Raw genomic sequence first — 18,861 nt, 5'->3', positions numbered from 1 at the left:
TAATATTTTGTTTTACGATTACTTAATTAATAAGGTTTGGTTTTCATCAGCTCAATATGCTGGTTTGACCACTTCTCATATTTCTTCTGCCATTTAAGCATTTCGCGTTGCTTGGCTAGCAGGCGACGAATGCGACGCATACAGCGATTATGTGAGGCTATATATCTTGGTGATGGCTCACCTCTTTCCCAGTGAATACAGCCATCCACTTGTGTGTATTTTTCGCCAACCCGAGATTTAACACCTGCGCGTTTAAATACTTTTTCAGTCATGAAGTGAGCGAGACGATTAATCGCAGTTTCACGGCTAAAGCATTTCTTATGGCGACCATGACGCATAACGAAATAAACAGGTTCCGGTCTTAATTGGAATGCAACCTCGATACCACCATCATCAATTAAATCGAATTCCCACTCTTCGAATCTGGCTGGGTCAACTTTTTCAATTTTCATTATTTTCATCCATCAATTTTTTAGCATTTCTGGATGATTGGGATGTCATTATTACCAACTCTTCTGTAAGGCTCCACAGCCTCGCTGCAACATCTTCATCAACCTTTCTAATTGCGTCATCAATGAGCATTGTATATAAATACCTTAATTGCTTTGCATAACGATCAGCGTTGCTAGCAGTATAAGCAAGGTATTCTATTTGCCCTTTCGGAGGGAAATTACCAAAATTTAATGGTGTAAAATTATCAGGTTCTTTGTACAAGATGTCTTTCTTGTCTTGTATGTATACACCTTCGGAAGAACCACCGGAGCCAGAGATGATACCTGGTGTGTTTTGGTTTGATGTCGATAAATTACGCATAAATTCCAGCTCCTTTATTCCTCTGTAAATAGCGTGTCTGAGTCTTAATAATACAGCCAGTTTCTTTGCAAGCATGCGTGATAGTATAATTACCCAATACATCACCGACGCTAGGGAACGGCTCTTCAATGTATATCCCGTAAGCCTCTCTCAACTTCCAATTAGCTAATAACCAACCGTATTCAGTTTTATAGTCACTTGCCAATTTTTGGGCTACATGTCGAGCTTCTTTATCAACTAAAATAATTTTCTCAGATGATGAGTTTGTAGTTGCACTTTTAATTATGATACTATTTGACTTAACCATATAACTAACCTCTCAGGTATGTGTATTTGGCTAGACTCATGTATTCGATTGGCGTCAGTACATGAGTCGTTAAACTAAGCATTCAAGTTTCTTTCTTTATAATTAGAATAACCAATAATTGAATTTTTAAACTTTTCGCATTCATCAATTATTTTTCGAGCTTGTTCATTTGCTGATTCGTAACTGTTAAAAAAATCCACAAGAACAAAGTAATTTTCAATCCGTTCATAAATGGCGTATTCAACTTCACCAACAAAACAAGTTTGAAGTTGGTAAGTTGATTTAGGGTTAAAATGTTTAGCATCAAACAAATACGACCAGTGGGATTTACTCTCACGTAATTTTTTATGAATATCCTGATGGTTAATCTCTGAGTGTTTCATCTTATCCTCAACGCAATTATGTGTGGTGGTGAGGTAATAATACTAAAAGTTTTAATATCTGCAATACTAAAAGTATATAAAATATTATCATAAGTATTAACTTTTTGAATTTTAATGGTATTTATTTTTATTTGGGCGATAAAAAAAGCCCGAGGTTAACCGTGGGCCTTTTCTTGGGGGGGGGGGGTGGGTAGGTGGTTTTTAAGAGAACATAATTTTAGCTTCTACCACAACGCCAATGATTTTACAGTTTCCATTAATGGGGATTAATGGGTACTGAGGGTTTAGGGGCTTAAGGTAGGATGATCCTCCGTCTGTCACTAATTTTTTGAATGTGGCTTCGTTGGCATCAGTTAATTTAGCGATAACAAGGCTGCCATTTTTTGCTTCTCGCCCAGTATCTACCAGAACAATCATTCCCTCTGGAATGCTGACACCTACAGGGGATGTCATTGAGTCACCTTGGACTCTCAACCAAAAGCCATCACCTTCAATGTGAGCTGAAGTATCATACCACTCATCGATATCTTTCAGGGTATAGGGCTCTATAGCCTCACACCATGAGCCTGCACTGACCCAGCTAATTAATGGATAACTCCCCTTGGGAGTATTTTGCTCTACAAATGACACGTTGGAGACTTGTGATAAGCGGGATGCCTCTTTTGCAAGAGATGGACTAAATTCTGATATAGGAACCTGTAGAAAACTTGCAAAAACAGCGGCAACATTTAGGTTGAGAGGGTTTCGCCCATTCAGATAATGACCTACAGCCCCCTGAGAAATATCAAGTTCGTTGGCAATCGCCTGCTGAGTAATCCCTAAAGATTTTTTCTTTGACTCATACAAAGCCTTCAGACGCATCGCATCTTCCAACTGTTCTGTCGTCAGGACTCTTTTGTTTTCCATGTCTTATTTTAATACCTTTAGTTTGATAATGTCTCCTACTTGTAGTAGTATTTATATTAATACTTTTGGTATTATAAATGCAACAGATAGGACATTTATGACTAATATGACGTTGAGAGAGTATGTGGATATGCATGGGCAAGTCCGTACTGGGAAGGCTCTTGGCTTAACCCAGATGGCAATCAGCAAGGCGCTTATATCTGGGCGAAACATCAAGGTTTCTGTTCAGGAGGGAGGAGCTCTTGAGGCATTCGAGACAAAACCCTTCCCTAGTAAGAAAAAAGTAACCAAGCGGAATTAACCCATGACTCCCGATGCATTTACCCAAGTAATCATGCCAACGGTGTTTTGTCCCGAGGATGGGAGGTGGATTCAGGAGCAGTTACAGCAATTGGCACCCTCGTTGCGCAGAAAGGTTGTCGTTAAGTATGCAGAGGCTTATCAGGTCGCGTTTTACACGGAGTCTGTTTCATACCGTCAAGAGAACAAAGCAAGGCATGAAGCTAATACGCGATTGAGATTGTTTGTGAAAAGCCACGGAAAAGCACTACAGGGTTACACGGTCAGTCCGCCGTTGGTAGTGAAGTAATAGCAGCCCCGAAGGTGTGGCGGCTTGAAGCAGTAAATTACACGCTGACTTGAAGGTGTCAGGTGTTAGCAGGTCGAGATTCTTTGTCCGTCTTTTTTCGTATCAATGTACTCGTTAGCTAGTACATGAATAAGGGAGAAGGAGGAGGGGGGTAAGGGGGGAGGTGGATGTGGGATTGGAATAGGCCTTTTCCAACAGACCACTCCATAGGTTGGGTAGATCTCGATCTAGGGTTAGCCCTCCAAAATGCACCGTACTAGCAAGATGATACGCAGAGTAGGCATAGACCAGAAGAAAGGTTTTCTCTGGAATAGTTAATTGGCGAGAGGTTACACAATGCTGAACATTACACCGAACTTCGCACAGGAACGCGCTTTGAACATGCTGCGCCGTGACTGGAAGTCATTTAATTCATTCATGGTCTATGCACCGACAGGCAGTGGTAAAACCGGCTTAGCGGCATTCATCGCTGACGGTTTTGTCAGTCGTGGTATGCGGGTGCTGTTTGTTGCCCCGTTCACCGTTCTGATCAACCAGACTTCCCGCCGCTTTGTTGAATACGGTTTGCCGGAAGATGAAATCAGCTTTATCTGGCGAAATCACCCGAGCTATGACCCAGCACTAAAAATTCAGATTGCCAGCGCCGATACACTGATCCGCCGTGAGTTTCCCGACAACATTGACCTGTTGATTATTGATGAAGCCCACTTACGCAGAAAGCAGATCCTGATTGAGATTAATCGACTGGTTACCGAAACCAATGTGAAAGTTATTGGGTTGTCTGGTACGCCATTCTCACCATTTTTGGGGAATTACTATAGCCGTCTGATTAAACCAACAACTATCGGAGAGCTGATCCAGCGTGGCGACCTGAGCGGTTACGAATTCTATGCACCAGGTAAACCTGACTTGAAAGGCGTCAAAACTACAGTTTCTGCTGAGTTTGGATCTGACTATAACGAAACCCAACTTGCAGAAATCATGTGTGGTGCTGACCTTGTTGGCGACATCGTTGATAACTGGTTACAGAACGGGCGCGATCTGCCTACGGTGGCATTCTGCGTAAACGTAGCTCATGCGAACTACGTCACTATTCAGTTTAATAAGGTTGGGATTAACGCCGAGGTGATGGTAGCTGAAACACCTCATGAAGAGCGTCAACTCATCATTCATCGCTTCGAAATGGGCGCTACGAAAATCATCGTCAGTGTGGGTGTGCTGGTGGCTGGCTTTGACAGTGATGTCCGCTGCGTTATTTATGCCCGACCAACAAAAAGCGAAATCCGCTGGCTACAGAGCTTGGGCCGTGGGCTTCGAACTGCGCAAGGGAAAGAGTCGTGTCTAATTTTCGATCACAGCGGCACAGTGCATCGTTTGGGCTTCCCTGACTCTATCGAATACAACGAACTGCCATCCAAAAGCGACGGAATGAAAGATAGCGCCAGTCGTGAGGCAGAGGAACGCACTGAAAAACTCCCTAAAGAATGCACCGAGTGTCATTTCATGAAACCCGCAGGGGTATACGTCTGCCCTAAATGTGGATTTAAGCCACTGGCAGGACAGGACGTGGATACCGACACCCAGCGCGGACTGAAAAAATTGGGCAAGGGAAAGCGTGTATTCACCCAATCCGACAAGCAAGCCTGGTGGAGTCAGATCAAGTTCTATCAACGTCAGCGCTCATCGATGGGTAAGCCTGTAAGCGATGGGTGGTGCTCACATACCTTCCACGACAAATTTAGCGAATGGCCTAATGGTTTAAGTGATTTTCCGATGGAAATAACACCGGAAGTTAGCAGCTACATCAAACATAAACGCATCTCCTTTGCTAAGGGCAGGGAGAAATTAAAGTCACCAGTTCAGCAATGCAATACCGGAAATATTGACGCCACCGCAGCAATTATTGATGCCAAAAATCACCTTGAAGAAATACGGAAAAGTTTAAGGAAACCAGCATGAAGACAGCAGAAGCAGCAAAGGGCCGATGGGCTGAGATTTTTGAATACTTTGGTTTACCGCCAATCACTGGCAAAAACCACTTCAAGGGAGAGTGTCCAGCATGCGGTGCTCGCGGCAAGTTCCGTATTGATGATCGTGAAGGTGCTGGAACGTGGATTTGTACCTGTGATAGCGGCGATGGCATGAAGCTGCTTAACCTGACGCAAGGTAAATCATTTTCAGCACTGTGCGCCGAGGTGGATCAGCTTATTGGCAATAACTACCGACACATCAGTATTCCTGTCACCAGTTCGGCAGCGAAACAGCGGCAGCGCGTTATTAGTAAGTTTTCAAAGCTGGTGGATTTGCGCGGTACCACTGCCGCAGATTATTTGCGCCAGCGCGGTATTAATCGGCTTCCTGTTGAAGCGGTCCGGTTTTGCGATAAACAGCGGCATGCAGGGCGGGTATATCAGGCGCTTTATTCTCTGGCGACAGATGATAAGGGGGAACTCTGTTACCTGCATCAGACCCTGCTTGATGGGGATAAAAAAGCGAATATCGGTGATAGCGCTAAACGGCTTAAATCACTACAGGAACAGAACTATCTCGATCATGCTCGTTCAGTGGCGATCCGTATGTTTCCAGTTGCCTCCACACTGGGAGTTGCTGAAGGCATTGAAACATCACTGTCCTGCTATCAGGTGTACGGGATAAACACATGGTCAGTAATCAATGCCGGATTCATGGAGAAATTCAGGGTGCCGGCAGGCGTAAAACACCTAATCATTTTCGCTGATATGGATAAACATTCCGCCACTGGACAGGCCGCAGCGTTTAATTGTGCCACCGCCAATCTCAGAGCAAAAAACGATTTGATATCTGTCAGCGTGCGTTGGCCTGATAACGGCGATTTTAATGATTTTGTGATGAACGGCGACCAGGTTCGTGAGCAGGTCTATACAAAGAGGGCAGCATAGTGAAATTAGAATCAGCAATGAAACAGTTCAGCGCCAAGAGCCAGATGATTACGGATTCTCCCCGCGCTACCTCTTCCGACTCGCTCAAGGGACCGGACCTAGCCGCTGCAATGGGAATGGTTGAGGCTCGGGCCAGTTTCGGAATGGCTGCATATCTTGGCAAGGTTGGCATAAGCAAAGAGGACCGGATCAGAACTGTTGAACAGCTTACCCAGTTTGCCATGAAGAATGCCCCGAAACATGTCGGCAAAGCATCGGGCCGCCGAATGGCTCAATGTATGGTTATCCTGGCTAAATTTGCCTACGAGGAATACAGCAGTTCAGCAGCGGCTACTACCACATGTAAACACTGCAAAGGGAAGAGGCTGATTTACAGCATTCAAAAAGTGGTTAAACACCCCGGATGCGGTGAAAAAACAGATGCATGGATAGAGGATGAACTGGTGGGTGAATTGTGCACTCCCTGTAACGGAAAGGGGAAAATTTCCCATCGTTGCCGCTGTAATGGGACCGGTAAAGTGCGTGACCTTGAGAAATCCAAGCGGCTTGGTGTGCCAGTCGAGAAAGAGTGTGAACGCTGCTCAGGAATTGGATACAAACGGACACCATCAACAACAGCTTACAGAGCGATCACAGCACTGCTTCCAGAGCTAACCCAATCATCTTGGTCGCGCAATTGGAAGCCGTTCTATGCGTCGCTGGTGGCTAAATGTGACATTGAAGAGAGTTATGCAGAGGATGAGTTTCAGCGAATTACACGATAGGCGCATGATTGCTACTAATGGCGACACTTTTTAAACATATCGCTTGCATTTTGCATAAAGTTGGCGTAATTTCTCTAAATCATGGGCGTTTCTGTAGATGAGCGCCAAGAAAAAGCTTTGAGAGCCCTGCAGAAATGCGGGGCTTTTTTTGCATCTGAAATAAATTTTTATTGGACTGGAGTTAATTTGATCTGACATTATCCAGAAAAAATAAATGGATTTGAAAATGGTCGAGCTAAGATTCAGCAATAAGCAAATCAATAGAGCTGGTTCAATCCTGCGCGATATTGATGGTTGTAAGATGGATGATCTATTTTGGGCTCTAGAAGCATTAAACAATCTCAGGGAGATGTATGTTCACCCTTTGAATGCTTTCCAAACGACACTGCGTAGAAAGATGAAGGCCGCAGATCAGGATGGGGTCGCTTCGCAAAGGTTAAAGCGCATACCATCAATTATTTCTAAGTTGAATCGTTCTCCAGGAATGAAGTTAGCAAGAATGCAAGATCTTGGCGGGCTTAGGGCTGTCGTCAAGGACATTGTTTCAGTGAGGGAACTTGAAGAAAGTTATGTCAATAATGGGCAAAATAGATTCAAGCATGAACTGAAGTCGCAACGAGATTATATAAACCAGCCTAAAGATTCTGGATATCGAGGCATCCATTTGGTCTATCAGTATCAAGGCAGCTCTAATCCTCATCATAATGGGTTATTGCTAGAGATACAGATTCGAACCAAGCTTCAGCACGCATGGGCTACAGCAGTTGAGACAATGGGTACGTTTGTAGGGCAATCCATTAAGTCTAGCGAGGCCGATACCGAGTGGAATGACTACTTCTCATTAGTAGGTAGCGCCTTCGCTCTCATGGAGGGGTGTCCTCCTGTTGAAGCGTATACCCACATGACAAAATTGCAAACCTACAAAGCTGTTGTTGACCAAACGGAAAAACTTCAAGTTATTGATAAATTATTGGGGTTTCGGTTTGCGATAAAGGATATCTCAGAAAGCAAAAACAGTGGTAGCTATCACCTCATAGTCCTAGACACTCTTGCGGGGACGGTAGATATAAATAGTTTCGGGTTAAAAAGAATCAATGAAGCCACAACTGCATATATTGAGTGGGAAACGAACTCCGAGCAGCTCCCACATGTACAAGTTGTTTTAGTATCAACTGAAAGCATAGGAAACCTGAAGGCTGCATATCCAAGCTATTTCCTGGACGCTGGTGAGTTTGTGAAGTACATTCGAGAAATTCAAGCTGAATGCTTGTAGTTGTTTATGAAATTGGCGGTACCAGAGCCGGCAATTGTCTATAAGAAAATATCTGGCGTAGTGGGCGGGCGTTAACCGCCTGACAAAACATTTAAAGGCTGCCTACGGGTGGCCTTTTTTTATTTCCACTACACGCCCAGCCCGTCCGGGAGGGGGAGATATGAAAATGCATAACAACCCTGACCTTATGGACATCATCACCAAATGGATTGCCGCACATCGCCTCGAATTTGGCTATGGCGGTATCGCTGGGATTATTGCCTGGTTACGTGGACGGTATAACGAAAAACCGTGGCGTAGATGCTTCCTCGATGCGCTGATGTGCGCCGCTATAGCGTTTGCGGTGCGGGACGTTCTTGATTTTTTCGGGTTATCGCCAGACCTCGCCTATATATCGAGCGTCATTATTGGTTATCTCGGTACGGATTACTTATCCAGTTTATTTAAATGGAAAGTAACGGGCCGGCCGATTGAAGAAGGGAAGGGTAATGACAAGTAATTTCAGATTCAGCCAGCGGAGTGAGGGGAACCTCAAAGGCGTTAATGCTGACTTGGTGAAAGTGGTACGCCGCGCCCTTGAGCTATCAACCGTTGATTTTATTGTGATCGAAGGTATCCGCACAGTAGCACGGCAACAGCAGCTATACGCCCAAGGAAGAACAACGGAAGGCAAGATTGTCACTTGGACAATGAAATCCAAGCATATCGATGGCAATGCTGTTGATTTATTGCCGGTGACCGGCTGGGACAACTTAGCTTCTTTTAAGGCCGTGTCTAAGGCGATATTTCAAGCTGCCAGTGAACTGGGTGTGAAAATCACCTGGGGTGCCGATTGGAACGGAAACGGCATTCAAGAGAAGGGAGAAACGGATAGTCCTCACTTCGAGATATCTGCATGAAAGAAACCCTATTGAGATTGATAGCCGTCGCACTGACGATTTCAGTTTTAGTCGGCGGCGGGTACTGGTGGGGTAGCGATAGTAAAAACTCGGAATGGTCTCTCAAGTGGACTAAGCGCGATAAATCAGACCTAACGGCAGAAATAGCCGCCAAAAAAAGTGCTGCCGAAAAAGAGGCTCAACTTCAGGCTGCCCAGTCAGCCGGATTAAAGGCATATCAACAAGGGGTAGTAGATGCTGAGAACAAAGCAAAAGGCACTATTGCTGCTTACCGCGCTGGCAATATCAAGCTGCAAAAGCGTTTCGAGTGTCTCGCCGCTTCAGTTGGGGATATGCCCGTTACTCCCGCCAGTGGACAGCTCACTGATGCAGCCAGAGACTGCGGATTTTCAGACGCAGATGTCGGGTTTCTTATTTCAATCGCTGAACGAGCCGATAAGTTAGTCGAGAAGGTCACCGCGCTGCAAAAGGTTGTCACTGACGACCGGCGAATAATTAACAGCACCACACATCAATAGCGTTGGGTTGTCGCAGTCCACAGGTATTAGCGGTGACGTAGTACCTCTCTATCGAGCGTATCTGTGGAATCAAAAACAACCAATACACCTTGATCGGGCATTAGCGGCAACATCAGCCGTTGTAGGCGAAGCGATGTGACAGTCGGAGAGACGGCCTGTATTGCAGCAGTCATTCAATGAGTGGTTGCGACAATACACGATAAGCAATGCTATCACCTGTTTCCCACCGCTCACCCAGAGCATTAACAGGCTGGTGGCATTTTATTTAATTCTGAAATTGGCGACTGATTACTACTAAGTAGAATTTATTAATGAGGCGCTGCTGAAACACTGATTACAAACAACTTCGAATAATGACCATTGAAAAAATATTGTTAATCCCCATTTATTATTTATGCCTGTCATATTGGCAGGTTTGGCAATTTGGCAAATGGAGTTCGGCATGTTAGAAAATTACCTCTCAACTCAAAGTAAAGAAGTTAAACGGTTGGTAGCAGTTCAGGCAGCTTTGGAAATTATTAAAGCCTCGGTATCAGCTCCTACTGGCTATGACGGAAAAGAAAAGTTAGATAGGGATTGCACCCATACAGTAACTCATGTAGCGACTATCGCTGATGCTATTCAGGAAGCGCTAAAAACAGAATGATGCCAATGCTCACCGCCTACGGGCGGTTTTTTATTTTACGGAGAACGTTATGGCAAAACCGGACTGGGGGGCATTACAAAATCAGTTCCTCACCGATCACGCCAAAACAAACATTTCCCCTAAAGCATGGTGTGAGGCGAACGGATTAAATTACGCTACGGCGCGACGCTACATTAAATTGTCTGCGCAAGATAATGCGCAAAGTGCGCAAAAGAAAGTGCGCAATGCGCAGAGTGCGCAAGACACCCAAACCCACACAGCCACTAGCTCTGATATATCACGCACTAATAGCGGAGAGAGTGAAAGGCCGCAAGAAAGCGAAGGCATTTTAAAACCACAGCATGAGCAATTTGCGCAGAACATTGTGCAGGGCATGCCGATGAAAGATGCTGCAATCTGTGCTGGCTACTCCCCGACGCGAGCAGAATCTCAATCCTCAATTTTAATGAGGCGTCCAGATATACGTTCCCGCATTAAGGAGTTGCGCCAACAGGCAGCACTGCTTGTTACCTTTGATGCAAAAGATTTGGCCGACCTATCTTATAAGGCTGCGAAAGAAGCTAGGGCTGCGGGTAAATTCGGGCAGGTGGCACCCAATATTAAGAACGCCGCGCAATTGACCGGCCTCGACATGAGCACGAACAAGACTGAAGTGAATGTCGATCTCGCAGGGTTGAGTTATGGCAAGGTTTGCATTGTTACCCCTGCTACTTGCCCTCCTGATGTCTGGGCCTCTCACATGGAGAAACTCCGCGAGGGAAAACAGACAGCCCAGTCATAATTGACGGTGTTCTGTACGCCTTTAGTAGTGACTGGGCGACAGGCGTGTTGTATGACGCTCCGATTGGCTCCGTTCGTTGGCGTTGGACTTTCGGCGGGCGTGGTGGTGGTAAATCGGTTGAGATTGCAAGGTCTCTGATCATTCATGGGGCTATAAGCTCGATGATTATCTTGTGTGCGCGTGAGTTCCAAAACTCCATCAGCGATTCCGTGTTAGCGCTGTTGGAGGCTGAAATATATGCGCTGGGCCTCAACCATTTTTACACTGTAAAAAACAATGAAATTACAGGGCTGAATGGTACCCGATTTACATTCAAAGGGCTGCGCAACAACATCAACAGTATTAAATCGATGCATGGCATCAAAATCTGTTGGGTGGAGGAAGCGCAGACGGTATCACAGGATTCTTGGGATATTCTCGGCCCTACCGTTCGAGCCAATAAATCCGAAGTATGGGTATCGTTTAACCCTCGGGAAGCGACGGACCCGACTTATGCACTGATGAAGCGACATGAATCTGATCCGCCAGATGGTGGTGTGATCATTCGCAACGTTAACTATTGTGATAATGCTTTCTTCCCCGATGTTCTCCAGCAAGAAATGATGTATTGCAAGCGCATTGATTTCGAAGCCTACGAACACATCTGGCTTGGACTCCCTCGAGCGATTAGTGAAGCGGTTATTTTCTCCGGTAAGTATCGGGTGGAGGCATTTTCCGATGACTTGTGGATGGATGCAGACCGTTTGTTCTTTGGCGCCGACTTTGGTTTTGCAAATGACCCATCCACGCTGGTGCGCTGCTTTATCCTTGGACGAAGGCTTTACATTGAATATGAGGCGTACGGTGTCGGTGTTGAGTTGGATGATCTATGGAAGTTCTACTCTGGAAAAGAGGGAGCAACAGCAGAGCAGCTAACACAGTGGAAATTTGGCGATGATAAGAAATACCTCGGCATCCCCGGCGCGCGTAAGTGGCCCATTCATGGCGATGGTAGCCGTCCTGAGACTATTAGTTACTTATCTCGGCAAGGCTTTGTTATTGACGCCGCATCAAAATGGCCCGGCAGTGTTGAGGATGGCATAACTTACCTAAAGGGCTTTGAAGAAATCATCATTCATGAGCGGTGTAAGCACATGGTTGATGAGGCGCGGCTCTACTCCTACAAAACTGACCGTCTAACGGGTGATGTGCTTCCTGTTGTAATGGATAAACACAACCACCTATGGGATGCGGTGCGCTACTCCCTTGATGGATACATCACCAGTGAAGGCGATCTGGGCGTCTGGGCAATGTTGGGGAAACAGCAGTAAATAGCCGCTTGACTACAAAAATAGGCTATGCATTTTCACCCCCTCTTTATGCATGTTTTATTCACCTCATTTTGGACCGTTATCCATACCAAATAGCCACAAATAACCCGTTGGTAGTGAACTGCTGGTGAGTGGTGTGCGCTCTGTCTATCCCAGTTTAAAATGTCACCCTGATTTCCCATTTTTGAATGTCACTTTTTATCCAAATTCTGAAGAGAAAAGGGCAGTCAGGTCATCTTTTCAGACTGGGTTTGAACAGGGGCGGGTCGGCAAGTACCGGGTTCATTGCCCTCAGTTGTTCCTGAACCTGAGCACGCCTTTTAGGCATATGTTGGCTGCGATTTCTTTTCCCCGCTGTCTCGAGTTCGTCCTGCTTTTCCTGCGCTAATTTCAGAACTGCCCCCAGTCGCTTGTTGTCCACAATGCGGCCCTGATCGATACAGGCCAGCTTGTCGAATACCTGATACTTCAGCGTTCTGTTGCCATAGCGGAACGCCAGCGTGCCGTCCGGATAGTCAAAAGCCAGGATTTTCTCACCCGCAATATGCGCATTTTCCCCCGAGGGTTCAACAAGATAAAGCATCTTATCATATTGAAAGGTCAACGATTTTGAGAGCGTACGCAGCGTCTGCCAGGCAAAAATATCATCCAGCTCTGAGCGGTTCTCGCTGACAGGTCGATGGAGGTCTTTCGGGTAGGTTGCGGGTCTGGCGAATCGACGATTAAAGTCGCGAATAAAAACGTCCAGCCACGCATTGGCCGCGTCAATGCCACTGATGTTTTCCAGCCGCATCTCCTTAATCAGCCGATCCTGCAGCGTCAGGTTGGCACGCTCGACGCGCCCCTTAGCCTGGCTGCTGTTAGCACATATCAGTTCAATATTGAGATCATGCAACGCACGTCCGAACTGAGTCATGCCGGTCCGACGAGTCTCAGCCTGGCTGACTCTGAACACAGCATGCTTGTCGCTATAAAACGCCACCGGCTTGCCGTGTTTATCCACGTACTCGCGCGTTGCCAGCATGTAGTCGAAGGCTGATTCGCTCTGACAAAATCGCAGATGCATCAGGCGACCGGTGGCATCATCGATGTAAACCAACAGGCAGCACTTGGAGGCACGTCCTTCAAACCAGTCGTGGTGTGAACCGTCGATTTGAATGAGTTCACCCAAACAGTCGCGTCGATAACGGGGCTGATAAACTCGCGGTCGCCGATGGGCATGCGGCACCCAGAGACCGTCGGCAGTCATCCAGCAGCGCAACGTCTCGACAGAAACGGAAATCCCATGGCGCTCCTGAAGCTTTTCTGCGGCAAGTGTGGGCCCGAAACCGACGTAATTTTCACGTAGCAGCGTCAGTATCCGATGGCGCAGTGCAATATCAATGCGATGAGTTCCGGGCAAACCGCGACGGCTGTTCGTCAGCCCGGCAGCACCGGATTCCCTGAAGCGGTTCATCAGACGTTGTACCTGACGTTCTGTGAGATCCAACTGAGAGGCGGCATCACGGCGACGCAGGCGCTTTTCAACAACGGCCTGGATCACCGGCAAGCGGTGAAGTTCTTTATTGGACATGGTTACCAGCATCAGAAGAGATCTCCCAGAAAGGTGGAAAATGCGCCGTATCTGGGTGACATTATAAACTAGCTAAAAAGTGACATTATCAAATGGGACTTACACCACCGGTGCGCTTAAGGGTCTTTATGTTAAAAAGTCACTAAATCAGCACAATTATCTTTTTCTGGATGGTCGCTTAGGCGGCTTTTTTTATGCCCGTAATTTAGCAGGTAACACATGAGATATTTCTACACTGCCAAACTGGGTGATACACGGTTTCTTCAGGCTGACGGCTCACTGTTATGCAAAGACGTAGCCATTGCGCGAACAGGCACACAAAGGTACCGACCGGAAGAGGTTGATCTTATTCCGGGGCCGGATGGTTCGGTTTTGGTGTATCGCACTGAAGATGAAGTGTTTGCGCCGGAAACGATAGCCAGCTTTGAAGGTGTTGCAGTAACACTGGGGCATCCAGAGGACGACGAGGGCAATATCGTTTTCGTTAACCCTTCCAACTTCTCTGAGCTGGCCCACGGACACATTCAGAACGTACGCAGAGGTACTGGTGATAAATCAGACCTGCTGCTGGCTGACGTGCTGATCAAGCGTCAGGAAGCCATTGATGCCGTTAATTCAGGGCTGACCGATGTCAGTTGTGGCTATGACGCGCTGTATGAACAAATCGCCCCTGGCAAGGGCAATCAATACCAAATCACAGGAAACCACCTAGCTGCTGGCATTCCACGCGGTCGGGCTGGTGTCCGTTGTGCTATCGGGGATTCAGCCCCAAACATCAAAAAGGAGAAGCCTGCAATGTCATGGCTTAAGAATCTGGCGAAAGCCATTAAAACTAAAGATGAAGCTGCGTTACAACAGCTTATCGACGAAGCGCCGGATATGCCTTCTGATGGCATGAATTCAATCCCCGGTCACACCATTAACATTAACGTACCGTCACAGGCTACAGCGCTGCCCGCAACAGAACGCACCACTACGGACAACGCACTCGAACCCGAGAGCAAAACGACTGATGAAGATGTACCCGCATGGGCGCAGGCTTTAATTGCACGTATTGCTGCGCTGGAAGGGAAAACCACGGATTCAGAACCCGATCCTGACGTGTTAACGACTGATGAAGATAAGGAAGAGGACGCGAAAGTCACCGCTGATGCCGCCTATCGCCGAAATATTATCTCTGATGCTGAAATTATTTGTCCTGGTTTCAAACCAACGGGTGATAAAGGATTGAAACGTCAGGTGTTGAACAACGCGATCCGTACGGGTGATAGCGCCTACTTGAAATCGTTTGGCATTCAGGATTACGGCAAGGTACCGAAAGCCACTGTAGATGCAGTTTTCAATGGCGCGGCAGCTTTGAATAAAGCTAAAAACCAAATCACTCCACAGTCACTTCACACGGTAGACGGTGCGGTTAATACAAAACACGCCTCTCCGGCAGAGCTGAATAAAATCTACGCTGCTCACTGGGCCAAAAACAAATAAGGTAATTACCATGTCTGGAAATGCTTATACATACCGGATGCCTATGGGCATTGCCGGGGCAGTCACTCGTCCTCGTGAATCAACCATCGAACCAGTAACGCTGAATAACCAAAAGATGTTTAACGACTATGGGCTGCCGGGTAAATACGTGGGAGACAAATTCGTCCCACTTGAAAGCGGCGACACCATTGATCTGGTGAAAGGTATTTTTGTTCGTCCTTTCCCAACCACCTCTCAGTCCGACCTTGCTTATCTCAAAGTCAACGCTAACCCGGTCGGGGACAACCTGAAACGTGGTTACATTTGCGTGAAGGTGACTGCTGGCAATGCCACTACTGCTAAAAAGGGCGCACCAATTTACGTTCGCGTCGCGGGTGGTACTACGCAAAGCCCTGTGGGTTCTTTTGTTCTTGTTCAGGATGCAACGGATACAAACACACCTCGGCTGGTAATGGCAGAGGCAATGGGCCCGGGCGATGCTGATGGTCGTCTTGAAATCGCCTTCAATATTTGAGGAATAATTAATGTTTACAATTGACCGAGCTACTATCGATTCATCCGGTGCGTTCCTGATTGGCGAACTGGAGCGCATGGATCAAACACTGAACATGCCACTGACCTCTGTGAAGTGGTCGCGTGACATGCCCTTACGCAGTGATATCTCTATCGCTGATGAAGTTTCATCTTTCACTAACACCGACTTTGCTAGCGTGGGCGGGCCAAATCCGACCGGTAAAAACTGGCTGGGGAAAAACTCAACCGCTATTCCGGGCATGAATCTTGATATCACCCCAACACGTAACAACTTGACCCCATGGGGGCAAGAGGTGAGCTGGACAGTTTTGGAACTCGCCTCAGCGCAACAGGTTGGGCGTCCAGTTGATACGCAGAAGTATGAAGGCATGCGCCTTAAATGGAACATGGACACTGATGAGCAAGTTTATATCGGTGATACAGAAATCGGCGTTCCGGGACTGTTAAACCTCCCATCCATCGCTGCTATTTCTGCTGCCGCGCCCTGGACTGCAACGACCGATCCAGATGTGATTGTTCAGGATATTAACCTGGTACTTACTGACGGATGGGTGCGGTCTGGTTATGCGGTCTGTCCGAGCAAGTTAGGTCTGGCCCCGGCTTTATTCGGGTTACTGGCAAGCAAAAAGGTTTCTTCCGCAGCGAATATCTCTGTTCTTGAATACGTGAAAATCAATACCATCGCTTTCCAAGAAAACGGGGTTCCGCTGGAGATCGTCTCCATGAAATTTGCCAATGGCCGTGGCGCTGGTGGTGCTAACCGTATTGTTGCGTACACACAAGACGAGAAATATATTCGGTTCCCAATGGTTCCACTGCTGAGTACCCCACTTGAGTATCGTGGTATGCAACAGCTTACTGTGTACTACGGCAAGCTGGGGCAAGTTGAAACCCCATATTCGAACACCATCGCTTATCTGGATGTCCCAGCAGCTTGATTTGTGGCGGGGAAACCCGCCTTTCATGGAGTATTGAAATGAAATATATCGTATCGGGTCATTCGGTTCTTAACCTTGCTGACGGTTCTAATTACACATTAACCCCCGGCATCCACGATGGCTTTTCTGATGAAGTGAAAAAACACTGGGCATTTAGCGCCTATGCCAAACCGCTCGATGAATCCGACCTTGCTAAAGAGGCAGAAAACCTCGATCTGGTTGCGCGAGTCAAATTGCTTGACGACGAAATCACCAGTCTGAAAGCACAGGTGGCAGGAAAGGACGACGAAATCACCAGTCTGAAAGCACAGGTGTTAAGCCTAACCGTTAGCGAACCCACATCAGGTGACGGCGATGAGGCGACAGCAGAAGCCGTGAAGGAATCCGCAAATGCCAAGAAACAGTCTACTGCCAACAAGTGATCAGTTCCGCGCCAGTTTCCCCGAATTTACTGACGAAACCCGCTACCCCAACACCTCAATAAACTTTTACCTCAGCATGGCTGATGACCTTCTGGATCAAGATAGGTTTGGGGATAAGTTTGTCTATCTGGCTGAGTTAATGACGGCGCATTACGTTGAATTACGAGGTAAGCGCACAGCATCAGCAGCACTGGGGGGCGTAAATACCTCCGGTGGTGGTGTGGCGACATCCAAGTCGGTTGATAAGGTCAGCGTCAGCTATGACGTCTCAGGCATCATTAATCCTGACGCCGGTTTTTGGAATAACACCGATTATGGCCGCGAGTTTTTCTGGTGGTGGTCGATGTTTGGTGCGGGTGGAAGGCAAATTCTATGAAAAGCGGGTTGAAGGTCAGAAAGGACAATGCCGAGTCTGTTTTGTCCTCTCTACGCGCCCTTTCAAAAATGGATGTGCTGGTGGGAATTCCAGAGGCCAATGCGACGCGAAAGGAAGGGGAAACCCTGAACAACGCAGAAATTGGCTATCTGCAATCCACAGGGGCCACGATACAGATTGGCGGTCAGACCGTCACACTAGAGCCTCGCCCGTTCTTGGATATGGGCATTGAAGATTCACAGGAGATCACTACCGGACACCTGAAAGCCGCCGCAGAGTTGGCACTTGAGGGTAAGCAGGATGCGGCCAAACGTGAATTGGAAAAGGCGGGGATGGTTGCCCGTGATGCGGCGAAAAAGGTGATCGGAGACGGTGACAGGCTGCATCCACTATCAGAGAAAACACTCGAAAATAGACGGGCGCAGGGTATCCCTGGTGAAAAGCCGCTTTACGCTCACGGGTTCCTTTTACGTTCAATCACCTATGTCGTAAGGAGTAAGTAATGCCATTTCTTGATGTGACAGAGGTGCTTCTTGATCCTGATTTCGTGGACACCACGCTGGTATGTCACCGGCAACTGCAAACGGTTGATGATGATGGGTTCACGACAAATACACCGCAGGACACACCTTTTAGCGGTGTTGTGACGGTTGACCGGTCACTGGAAGCCAAGCGCATGCAGGCGGGACAGAACATTAACGGGGCCATTCTCATTGTTACTCAGTTCCGGCTTACCCAAGGGCAACCAGGGCTTGATGCTGACGTGGTTACATACCGAGGCAGAAAATACCGAGTGACCTTTGTCGATCCCTATACCGCTTATGGTGCTGGGTTTGTCCAATCCCACTGCGAGTTGATGGACTTTGACGGAGGAACGCCGATTGAGTAACGACAGCACAACGGCGGGCTACCTGACACCGACAGGGCCGCCGCCTCTCTACGATGAGGAACTGGAGCGGGAAATCAGTAGGTGGATCAGAGCGGTTTCTGGATTACCGGCCAAGATGGTTTTCCCCCGCATGACTGATCCACAAACGCAGATACCCCAAAACGGAACCACCTGGTGTGGCTTCAGCATATCTGACTTTAATCAGGACGCTTACCCCGCCCTTATTGCGGGGGAGGAAAGCAGCCAACAATGGGATCATGAAAGCCTAAATATTTTATGTTGTTTTTATGGTCCAGCCGGGCAGCAAACAGCTACACGCTTTCGTGCCGGGATATTCATCTCACAAAACAATGATGAGCTAAAGCGCCTCGGCCTCACGCTCTGGCAATGCGGGAAAATGTATAACGTCCCCGAACTCATTAATAACCAGTGGGTGCGGCGGTACGACATCACCGTAATCCTGCGCCGCAAAGTAATACGCGAGTACGGCATTAAATCGCTGACCTCCGCCCCCGTTAAATTCTTCGGAGAATAACC

The 18,861-nt window shown here is 47.4% G+C and carries 26 protein-coding genes; 20 read left to right on the top strand and 6 right to left on the bottom strand.

All coding sequences use genetic code 11. From position 1 onward, the window contains the following. Positions 1–26: 26 nt before the first annotated feature. The 5 genes from A6J66_008725 to A6J66_008705 form a co-directional block, all read right to left on the bottom strand. The gene (locus tag A6J66_008725) at positions 27–452 is read right to left on the bottom strand and encodes a hypothetical protein (GenBank protein ID PNM24266.1); all 426 of its coding nucleotides are present in this window, start codon (positions 450–452) and stop codon (positions 27–29) included. Next, positions 442–813 carry a hypothetical protein gene (locus A6J66_008720; protein ID PNM24265.1) on the bottom strand — a complete coding sequence of 124 codons (372 nt, stop codon included), beginning with the start codon at positions 811–813 and terminating at the stop codon, positions 442–444. The genes A6J66_008725 and A6J66_008720 overlap by 11 nt, the downstream gene beginning before the upstream one ends. Further along, a complete protein-coding gene (locus A6J66_008715) occupies positions 806–1,120 on the bottom strand; it encodes a hypothetical protein (protein PNM24264.1) in 315 nt (104 codons plus the stop codon). Before A6J66_008715 ends, A6J66_008720 begins: the two co-directional genes overlap by 8 nt. 74 nt (positions 1,121–1,194) lie before the next feature. Next, positions 1,195–1,503, bottom strand: coding sequence for a hypothetical protein (locus tag A6J66_008710; protein ID PNM24263.1), 309 nt, complete (start codon positions 1,501–1,503; stop codon positions 1,195–1,197). 201 nt (positions 1,504–1,704) lie between these two features. Beyond that, positions 1,705–2,409 carry a helix-turn-helix domain-containing protein gene (locus A6J66_008705; GenBank protein ID PNM24262.1) on the bottom strand — a complete coding sequence of 235 codons (705 nt, stop codon included), beginning with the start codon at positions 2,407–2,409 and terminating at the stop codon, positions 1,705–1,707. Positions 2,410–2,506: 97 nt separating this feature from the next. Here A6J66_008705 and A6J66_008700 point away from each other — a divergent pair, with 97 nt between their 5' ends. The 12 genes from A6J66_008700 to A6J66_008645 all read left to right on the top strand — a co-directional run bounded on the left by A6J66_008700 (position 2,507) and on the right by A6J66_008645 (position 12,107). Beyond that, entirely contained in the window at positions 2,507–2,710 is a 204-nt protein-coding gene (locus A6J66_008700) for a hypothetical protein (GenBank protein ID PNM26950.1), read from the top strand. A 3-nt stretch (positions 2,711–2,713) separates the two neighbouring features. Next, positions 2,714–2,998: a hypothetical protein gene (locus tag A6J66_008695; protein PNM24261.1), complete on the top strand. Its 285-nt coding sequence runs from the start codon at positions 2,714–2,716 to the stop codon at positions 2,996–2,998. Between the two features lie 336 nt (positions 2,999–3,334). Next, a complete protein-coding gene (locus A6J66_008690; GenBank protein PNM24260.1) occupies positions 3,335–4,957 on the top strand; it encodes an ATP-dependent helicase in 1,623 nt (540 codons plus the stop codon). Continuing rightward, complete coding sequence (locus tag A6J66_008685) at positions 4,954–5,916, top strand: DNA primase (GenBank protein PNM24259.1); 963 nt, start codon at positions 4,954–4,956, stop codon at positions 5,914–5,916. Before A6J66_008690 ends, A6J66_008685 begins: the two co-directional genes overlap by 4 nt. Continuing rightward, positions 5,916–6,680, top strand: a complete 765-nt coding sequence (locus A6J66_008680) for an antitermination protein (GenBank protein PNM24258.1) — start codon at positions 5,916–5,918, stop codon at positions 6,678–6,680. Before A6J66_008685 ends, A6J66_008680 begins: the two co-directional genes overlap by 1 nt. Positions 6,681–6,894: 214 nt before the next feature. After that, positions 6,895–7,953: a (p)ppGpp synthetase gene (locus tag A6J66_008675; GenBank protein PNM24257.1), complete on the top strand. Its 1,059-nt coding sequence runs from the start codon at positions 6,895–6,897 to the stop codon at positions 7,951–7,953. Positions 7,954–8,113: 160 nt separating this feature from the next. Further along, positions 8,114–8,452, top strand: a complete 339-nt coding sequence (locus tag A6J66_008670; GenBank protein PNM24256.1) for a phage holin, lambda family — start codon at positions 8,114–8,116, stop codon at positions 8,450–8,452. After that, positions 8,442–8,852 carry a peptidase M15 gene (locus tag A6J66_008665; GenBank protein ID PNM24255.1) on the top strand — a complete coding sequence of 137 codons (411 nt, stop codon included), beginning with the start codon at positions 8,442–8,444 and terminating at the stop codon, positions 8,850–8,852. The genes A6J66_008670 and A6J66_008665 overlap by 11 nt, the downstream gene beginning before the upstream one ends. A gap of 17 nt (positions 8,853–8,869) precedes the next feature. After that, a complete protein-coding gene (locus A6J66_008660) occupies positions 8,870–9,370 on the top strand; it encodes a hypothetical protein (protein ID PNM26949.1) in 501 nt (166 codons plus the stop codon). 442 nt (positions 9,371–9,812) lie between these two features. Then, positions 9,813–10,016 carry a hypothetical protein gene (locus A6J66_008655; GenBank protein PNM24254.1) on the top strand — a complete coding sequence of 68 codons (204 nt, stop codon included), beginning with the start codon at positions 9,813–9,815 and terminating at the stop codon, positions 10,014–10,016. A 49-nt stretch (positions 10,017–10,065) separates the two neighbouring features. Beyond that, positions 10,066–10,797: a hypothetical protein gene (locus A6J66_008650; GenBank protein PNM24253.1), complete on the top strand. Its 732-nt coding sequence runs from the start codon at positions 10,066–10,068 to the stop codon at positions 10,795–10,797. A gap of 11 nt (positions 10,798–10,808) precedes the next feature. Next, positions 10,809–12,107 carry a PBSX family phage terminase large subunit gene (locus A6J66_008645; protein PNM24252.1) on the top strand — a complete coding sequence of 433 codons (1,299 nt, stop codon included), beginning with the start codon at positions 10,809–10,811 and terminating at the stop codon, positions 12,105–12,107. Positions 12,108–12,339: 232 nt separating this feature from the next. Here the strand turns inward: A6J66_008645 and A6J66_008640 are convergent, their stop codons facing one another. After that, the gene (locus tag A6J66_008640; GenBank protein PNM26948.1) at positions 12,340–13,680 is read right to left on the bottom strand and encodes an ISNCY family transposase; all 1,341 of its coding nucleotides are present in this window, start codon (positions 13,678–13,680) and stop codon (positions 12,340–12,342) included. Between the two features lie 219 nt (positions 13,681–13,899). Between A6J66_008640 and A6J66_008635 the strand changes: the two genes are divergently transcribed. From A6J66_008635 to A6J66_008600, 8 genes are read left to right on the top strand one after another with little or no spacing between them, the layout of a single operon-like run. Next, the gene (locus A6J66_008635) at positions 13,900–15,165 is read left to right on the top strand and encodes a DUF2213 domain-containing protein (GenBank protein PNM24251.1); all 1,266 of its coding nucleotides are present in this window, start codon (positions 13,900–13,902) and stop codon (positions 15,163–15,165) included. A 10-nt stretch (positions 15,166–15,175) separates the two neighbouring features. Continuing rightward, positions 15,176–15,679 (top strand): hypothetical protein, encoded by a 504-nt coding sequence (locus tag A6J66_008630; GenBank protein PNM24250.1) that lies wholly within the window; start codon positions 15,176–15,178, stop codon positions 15,677–15,679. A gap of 10 nt (positions 15,680–15,689) precedes the next feature. Then, complete coding sequence (locus A6J66_008625) at positions 15,690–16,637, top strand: DUF2184 domain-containing protein (protein ID PNM24249.1); 948 nt, start codon at positions 15,690–15,692, stop codon at positions 16,635–16,637. Positions 16,638–16,675: 38 nt separating this feature from the next. Beyond that, a complete protein-coding gene (locus A6J66_008620) occupies positions 16,676–17,059 on the top strand; it encodes a hypothetical protein (protein PNM24248.1) in 384 nt (127 codons plus the stop codon). Beyond that, the gene (locus A6J66_008615) at positions 17,028–17,435 is read left to right on the top strand and encodes a DUF4054 domain-containing protein (protein PNM24247.1); all 408 of its coding nucleotides are present in this window, start codon (positions 17,028–17,030) and stop codon (positions 17,433–17,435) included. Before A6J66_008620 ends, A6J66_008615 begins: the two co-directional genes overlap by 32 nt. Continuing rightward, a complete protein-coding gene (locus A6J66_008610; protein ID PNM24246.1) occupies positions 17,432–17,938 on the top strand; it encodes a hypothetical protein in 507 nt (168 codons plus the stop codon). The genes A6J66_008615 and A6J66_008610 overlap by 4 nt, the downstream gene beginning before the upstream one ends. After that, positions 17,938–18,324: a head-tail adaptor gene (locus tag A6J66_008605; protein ID PNM24245.1), complete on the top strand. Its 387-nt coding sequence runs from the start codon at positions 17,938–17,940 to the stop codon at positions 18,322–18,324. The genes A6J66_008610 and A6J66_008605 overlap by 1 nt, the downstream gene beginning before the upstream one ends. Then, positions 18,317–18,859 carry a hypothetical protein gene (locus tag A6J66_008600; protein ID PNM24244.1) on the top strand — a complete coding sequence of 181 codons (543 nt, stop codon included), beginning with the start codon at positions 18,317–18,319 and terminating at the stop codon, positions 18,857–18,859. The genes A6J66_008605 and A6J66_008600 overlap by 8 nt, the downstream gene beginning before the upstream one ends. Positions 18,860–18,861: the final 2 nt, after the last annotated feature.

This window comes from Yersinia enterocolitica (assembly GCA_002082245.2).
Taxonomy (GTDB): domain Bacteria; phylum Pseudomonadota; class Gammaproteobacteria; order Enterobacterales; family Enterobacteriaceae; genus Yersinia; species Yersinia enterocolitica_E.
This window is presented reverse-complemented; position numbering and strand designations above follow the sequence as displayed.

Bases quoted from the DNA above. Each gene is read 5' to 3' on its own strand.
- A6J66_008725 (PNM24266.1), bottom strand. From the start codon at position 452: ATGAAAATTGAAAAAGTTGACCCAGCCAGATTCGAAGAGTGGGAATTC.
- A6J66_008720 (PNM24265.1), bottom strand. From the start codon at position 813: ATGCGTAATTTATCGACATCAAACCAAAACACACCAGGTATCATCTCT.
- A6J66_008715 (PNM24264.1), bottom strand. From the start codon at position 1,120: ATGGTTAAGTCAAATAGTATCATAATTAAAAGTGCAACTACAAACTCA.
- A6J66_008710 (PNM24263.1), bottom strand. From the start codon at position 1,503: ATGAAACACTCAGAGATTAACCATCAGGATATTCATAAAAAATTACGT.
- A6J66_008705 (PNM24262.1), bottom strand. From the start codon at position 2,409: ATGGAAAACAAAAGAGTCCTGACGACAGAACAGTTGGAAGATGCGATG.
- A6J66_008700 (PNM26950.1), top strand. From the start codon at position 2,507: ATGACTAATATGACGTTGAGAGAGTATGTGGATATGCATGGGCAAGTC.
- A6J66_008695 (PNM24261.1), top strand. From the start codon at position 2,714: ATGACTCCCGATGCATTTACCCAAGTAATCATGCCAACGGTGTTTTGT.
- A6J66_008690 (PNM24260.1), top strand. From the start codon at position 3,335: ATGCTGAACATTACACCGAACTTCGCACAGGAACGCGCTTTGAACATG.
- A6J66_008685 (PNM24259.1), top strand. From the start codon at position 4,954: ATGAAGACAGCAGAAGCAGCAAAGGGCCGATGGGCTGAGATTTTTGAA.
- A6J66_008675 (PNM24257.1), top strand. From the start codon at position 6,895: ATGGATTTGAAAATGGTCGAGCTAAGATTCAGCAATAAGCAAATCAAT.
- A6J66_008670 (PNM24256.1), top strand. From the start codon at position 8,114: ATGAAAATGCATAACAACCCTGACCTTATGGACATCATCACCAAATGG.
- A6J66_008665 (PNM24255.1), top strand. From the start codon at position 8,442: ATGACAAGTAATTTCAGATTCAGCCAGCGGAGTGAGGGGAACCTCAAA.
- A6J66_008655 (PNM24254.1), top strand. From the start codon at position 9,813: ATGTTAGAAAATTACCTCTCAACTCAAAGTAAAGAAGTTAAACGGTTG.
- A6J66_008650 (PNM24253.1), top strand. From the start codon at position 10,066: ATGGCAAAACCGGACTGGGGGGCATTACAAAATCAGTTCCTCACCGAT.
- A6J66_008640 (PNM26948.1), bottom strand. From the start codon at position 13,680: ATGTCCAATAAAGAACTTCACCGCTTGCCGGTGATCCAGGCCGTTGTT.
- A6J66_008635 (PNM24251.1), top strand. From the start codon at position 13,900: ATGAGATATTTCTACACTGCCAAACTGGGTGATACACGGTTTCTTCAG.
- A6J66_008630 (PNM24250.1), top strand. From the start codon at position 15,176: ATGTCTGGAAATGCTTATACATACCGGATGCCTATGGGCATTGCCGGG.
- A6J66_008625 (PNM24249.1), top strand. From the start codon at position 15,690: ATGTTTACAATTGACCGAGCTACTATCGATTCATCCGGTGCGTTCCTG.
- A6J66_008620 (PNM24248.1), top strand. From the start codon at position 16,676: ATGAAATATATCGTATCGGGTCATTCGGTTCTTAACCTTGCTGACGGT.
- A6J66_008615 (PNM24247.1), top strand. From the start codon at position 17,028: ATGCCAAGAAACAGTCTACTGCCAACAAGTGATCAGTTCCGCGCCAGT.
- A6J66_008610 (PNM24246.1), top strand. From the start codon at position 17,432: ATGAAAAGCGGGTTGAAGGTCAGAAAGGACAATGCCGAGTCTGTTTTG.
- A6J66_008605 (PNM24245.1), top strand. From the start codon at position 17,938: ATGCCATTTCTTGATGTGACAGAGGTGCTTCTTGATCCTGATTTCGTG.